This window comes from Micromonospora maritima, assembly GCF_902825405.1.
In the GTDB taxonomy this organism is placed as follows: Bacteria; Actinomycetota; Actinomycetes; order Mycobacteriales; family Micromonosporaceae; genus Micromonospora; species Micromonospora maritima.
Genome location: NZ_CADEAU010000430.1, coordinates 1 through 4,610, shown reverse-complemented (window position 1 = coordinate 4,610; position 4,610 = coordinate 1). Strand labels below are relative to the sequence as shown.

Below are 4,610 nucleotides of genomic sequence, written 5' to 3'. Positions count from 1 at the left end.
GGCCGGGGCCCGCGCCGCGCCGGTCGACCCGGACGCGGAGAAACTCCTGCTGCCCGACGCGGAGGCGCTGGTCCGGGCGTTCCTCGACGCGGTCGCCGACACGCTCGCGCGGACTCCGGACGGCACCGGGTGGTTCGCCGGGCCGGAACCGGTCGGTGCGGCCGAGCTGCGCGACTGGGCGCGGGAGGTCTCCGCCGGGGTGGACACCGGCCTGCGCGCGGCGCTGCGCCTGGTCGGGCCGGCCGAGCCGGACGGCGCGCTCACCGCCGTCGTACGCATGCGCAGCCTCGCCGACCCCACGCTGGTGACCGACGCGGCGGCGCTGTGGGCCGGCGACGACCACCCGCTCGGGGACGACGCCACCGTCGAGGCGATGCGCGCGGTGCGCCGGGCGGCGACCGTGTGGACGCCGCTGGAGCGTCTGCTCGACCGGGCCGAACCGGTCACGCTGCCGCTGCTCGACGAGGACGTGGCCGACCTGCTCGACGGCGCCGGGGCGCGGCTCGACGCGGCCGGCGTCACCGTCGGGTGGCCGGACGCGCTGCACCACGACCTGCGCTCCCGGGCGCTGGTCACGACGCCGCAGCGGCCGCCCGCGGACGTGGCCGGGCACCTCCGGTCGGCCGCGCCGATGCCGCTGAGCTGGCAGCTCACGCTGGCCGGTGAACCGCTGACCGACGCCGAGACCGCGCAGGTGGCCACCGGCCGGCCGGTGCGCCGGCTGCGCGGCCGGTGGGTCGAGCTGGACCCGCAGCGCCTGGAGGCCGGGCTGAAGCTGCTGCGGTCCTCCGGCGAGCTGACGGTGGCCGACCTGCTGCGGACGGGACTGTCCGGCGACGACCAGGCCGGCGAGCTGCCCGTGCTCGACGTGGTCGCCGACGGGGCGCTGGGCGAGCTGTTGGCCGGCGAGGCGGAGCGGCGGCTCACCCCGGCCGACCCGCCGCCGGGCTTCGCCGGGACGCTGCGGCCGTACCAGCGGCGTGGGCTGGCCTGGCTGGCGTTCCTCCAGTCGCTCGGACTCGGCGGGATCCTCGCCGACGACATGGGGCTGGGCAAGACCGTGCAACTGCTCGCGTTGCTCGCCGGTGACCCGCCGGAGGCCGGGCCCACGCTGCTGGTCTGTCCGATGTCGCTGGTCGGCAACTGGCAGCGGGAGGCGGCGACGTTCGCGCCCCGGCTGCGCGTCCACGTGCACCACGGCGCCGAGCGCGCCCGCGGCGAGGGCTTCGCCGCCGCCGTGGACGGGGCGGACCTGGTGCTCACCACGTACTCGGTGGCCGCCCGGGACGCGTTCGAGCTGGCCGGCGTCGACTGGCACCGGGTGGTGGTGGACGAGGCGCAGGCGATCAAGAACGCCGCGACCCGCCAGGCCGAGGCGGTCCGCTCACTGCCCGCGCGGCACCGGGTCGCGGTCACCGGTACGCCTGTGGAGAACCGGCTCGCCGACCTCTGGTCGATCATGCAGTTCGCGAATCCGGGGCTGCTCGGACCGGCCGCCACGTTCCGCAAGCGCTTCGCCGAACCGATCGAGCGGCACGGCGACGCCGAGGTGGCCGAGCGGCTGCGCCGGATCACCGGCCCGTTCGTGCTGCGCCGCCTCAAGACCGACCCGACGATCATCACCGACCTGCCGGAGAAGCTGGAGATGGAGGTGCTCTGCAACCTCACCGCCGAGCAGGCAGCCCTCTACCGGGCCGTGGTCGACGACATGATGGCGAAGATCGAGTCCAGCGACGGGATCGAGCGCCGGGGGCTGGTGCTGGCCACGATGACCCGGCTCAAGCAGGTCTGCAACCATCCCGCCCAGCTGCTGCACGACGGCTCCGCGCTGGCCGGCCGTTCCGGCAAGCTGGAACGCCTCGACGAGATCGTCGACGAGGTGCTCGCGGCCGGGGAGAAGGCGTTGCTGTTCACCCAGTACGCCGAGTTCGGCGGCATGCTGCGCGGGCACCTGTCGGCGCGTACCGGCCGGGAGGTGCTGCTGCTGCACGGTGGCGTCGGCAAGGCCGAGCGGGACGCCATGGTGACCCGGTTCCAGTCCCCGGACGGGCCGCCGCTGTTCGTGCTCTCCCTCAAGGCCGGCGGCACCGGGCTGACGCTGACCGCCGCCAACCACGTGGTGCACGTGGACCGGTGGTGGAACCCGGCGGTCGAGGACCAGGCCACCGACCGGGCGTTCCGCATCGGACAGAGCCGCCGGGTGCAGGTACGCAAGTTCGTCTGCGCCGGCACGGTGGAGGAGAAGGTGGCCGCGATGATCGCGGACAAGCGCAGCCTCGCGCGGTCGGTGGTGGGCAGCGGGGAGCAGTGGGTCACCGAGCTGTCCACCGCGACGCTGCGCGAGCTGTTCACGTTGGAGTCCGGGGCGGTGGTCGAGTGAGCCCCGCGGGACGGTTCGACGACTACGGCAAGCCGCTGCCGGTCGAGGGCGGCCTGCGGGCGCGCAGCACCCGGGGCGCGATCGGGCAGTCCTGGTGGTCCCGCCGCTTCGTCGAGGTGCTGGAGTCGTTCGCGCTCGGCTCCCGGCTCACCCGGGGCCGGGCGTACGCGCGTCGGGGGCAGGTGCTCCGGCTGGACGTCTCGCCCGGGGAGGTCACCGCCGAGGTGCAGGGGTCCCGGCCGAAGCCGTATCCGGTGCGGATCGGGCTGGCCGCCTATCCGGAGGAGGTGTGGCGGCGGATCGAGGCGCAGCTGGCCGGGCAGGCGTTCTTCAGCGCCCGGCTGCTCGCCGGGGACCTGCCGGCCGAGCTGGAGGGGGTGTTCGCCGAGGCGGGCGCGCCGCTGTTCCCGGCGCGGGTGGGCGAGTTGGCGCAGCGCTGCGGCTGCCCCGACTTCGCGGTGCCGTGCAAGCACCTGGCGGCCACGTTCTACCTGTTGGCCGAGGCGTTCGACGCGGACCCGTTCCAGCTGCTGCACTGGCGGGGCCGGTCCCGGGCCGACCTGCTCGCCCGGCTGCGGGCGCTGCGCGGCGCGCATCCCGCCGACGTCCCGCCGGACATCGCGTCGGGCGTCCCGTCGGACATCGCGTCGGGCGTCCCGGCGGTCGACGTCCCGCCTGGCGCGGATCCGGCGGTCGTCGTCCCGCCTGGCCCAGATCCGGCGGTCGTCGGCACGCCGGCCGGCCCGGCTGCGGCGACGCCGGTGCTCGGTGCGGCCCGCGTGCTGGCCGGGCTGCCGTCGGTCGAGCCGGACGAGGAACTGGCCCGGTTCTGGCTCGCCCCGACCCCGTTGCCGGACCGACCGCCCACCCTGGCCACCGGGCCGGAGCTGCTGCTGCGCCAGCTCGGCCCGCCGGGCGCCGGGATCGGCGGGCCGGGCCTGGCCGAACGGCTGCGGCGGGCGTACCGGGAGTTCGGTCGCGGCGAAGCGGCGTCCCCCGGGGAGTTCGGTCGCGGCGAAGCGGCGTCCCCCGGGGAGTTCGGTCGCGGCGAAGCCGGTCCCGAGCGTTGAGAGGGGGCCCCGCCTCTACCGGAGGCGTTAAGCGGGGGCCCTTCCTTGCGCTCACAGCAGGCGGCGCCGGAAGCGCCACATCAGGGCGGCGTTGGCGACCAGCACCACCGCGCAGATCGCCCCGGCCAACCTCCCGGCCAGCACGGTCATCGCCGGCAGCGAGGCCCACAGCACGATCGTCAGCAGCATCATGTACCGGCCCCGGCGGCCCTTGACCCGGTTGTCCAACCGGGTGAAGAACCGCGGATCGCTCTCCCGCAGCTGGCGGGTGATCTGTTCGAACCTGCGCTGATCCTCTTGGCTGAGCATGGCGGCGCCTTCCCCTCACGGCTTCAGCGGTTCGGCGGCATACCCGGATCGGAGGCCGGTCACGCGCCGCCGCTGCTGCTGTTTCGGCGAGACGGACACGGGTGCACACACCGCTCGGTGGCCGGCCGCCGTCGGGGGTCCGGCATCGTCCTGGCGCCTGCGTGTCCGCCATGGGCCTCCCGGGCGCGCTCGCGCCGGGCGTGTCGCGGCCGGGACGACGATGCCGCAGAGTGCGACATACCGCTGAGTCATAAATATGACCAGGCGGTATATCGCCCAAATATCGTCGTCCGGCTGGCCGGCTGTGCGGGATCTCAGCGCAGGCTTATCCGTACCTTAAGTTTCCCTGAGGTGGTGAACGCGGCCGGCAGCGTCGCGGAGGGCCGAAACGTCACGTCCGGGCGGTCGGCGCCCGGGTCGCCCCTGCTCCGGACGGTCGGGACGTGGTGAGGGGATTCCCGGCGCCTTGCAGACGGCCTGAGCACCGTCTTAAGTGCCCGCGCGAGGGCTTCCGGCGCGCCTTGAGCGGCCGGGAAGCGCTGGCTACTTTCCCGTAGCAACTCTCCGGCAACCGTCGCCGCCCTCCGCCACCCATCCCCCGGGTGGCCGGCGTGCCGGCGCTCGAAGAAAACGGGATAGGTACATGGCCGACCTGAACGTGCCACCGCGTCGACCCCGGGACGACCGCGGCTGGGACGGATACCAGCACCCCCATCCGGACGGGTACCGCGACCTGGAGTCCCCCGCGCCGTACGCCGGTGGGCACCCCGCCCCGGCGCCGCAGTCCGCCGCGGGCCCGCAGTGGGTGGGGCCGAACGGCTTCGCCCCCGCCGGCCACGCGCCCGGCGGCT

4 protein-coding genes are annotated in these 4,610 nt (G+C 75.1%); 3 read left to right on the top strand and 1 reads right to left on the bottom strand.

Annotated elements, in window-relative coordinates:
- Both HUW36_RS26300 and HUW36_RS26295 read left to right on the top strand, forming a co-directional pair.
- On the top strand, positions 1 to 2,380 hold a 2,380-nt coding region (locus tag HUW36_RS26300), incomplete at its 5' end, for a DEAD/DEAH box helicase (RefSeq protein ID WP_174530602.1).
- Positions 2,377 to 3,450 carry an SWIM zinc finger family protein gene (locus HUW36_RS26295; protein WP_174530601.1) on the top strand — a complete coding sequence of 358 codons (1,074 nt, stop codon included), beginning with the start codon at positions 2,377 to 2,379 and terminating at the stop codon, positions 3,448 to 3,450. The genes HUW36_RS26300 and HUW36_RS26295, both read left to right, overlap by 4 nt.
- A 51-nt stretch (positions 3,451 to 3,501) precedes the next feature.
- Here the strand turns inward: HUW36_RS26295 and HUW36_RS26290 are convergent, their stop codons facing one another.
- Positions 3,502 to 3,759 (bottom strand): DUF3040 domain-containing protein, encoded by a 258-nt coding sequence (locus HUW36_RS26290; protein WP_174530600.1) that lies wholly within the window; start codon positions 3,757 to 3,759, stop codon positions 3,502 to 3,504.
- Positions 3,760 to 4,402: 643 nt separating this feature from the next.
- Here HUW36_RS26290 and HUW36_RS26285 point away from each other — a divergent pair.
- A partial coding sequence (locus tag HUW36_RS26285) for a hypothetical protein (RefSeq protein WP_217428883.1) occupies positions 4,403 to 4,610 on the top strand: 208 nt, incomplete at its 3' end.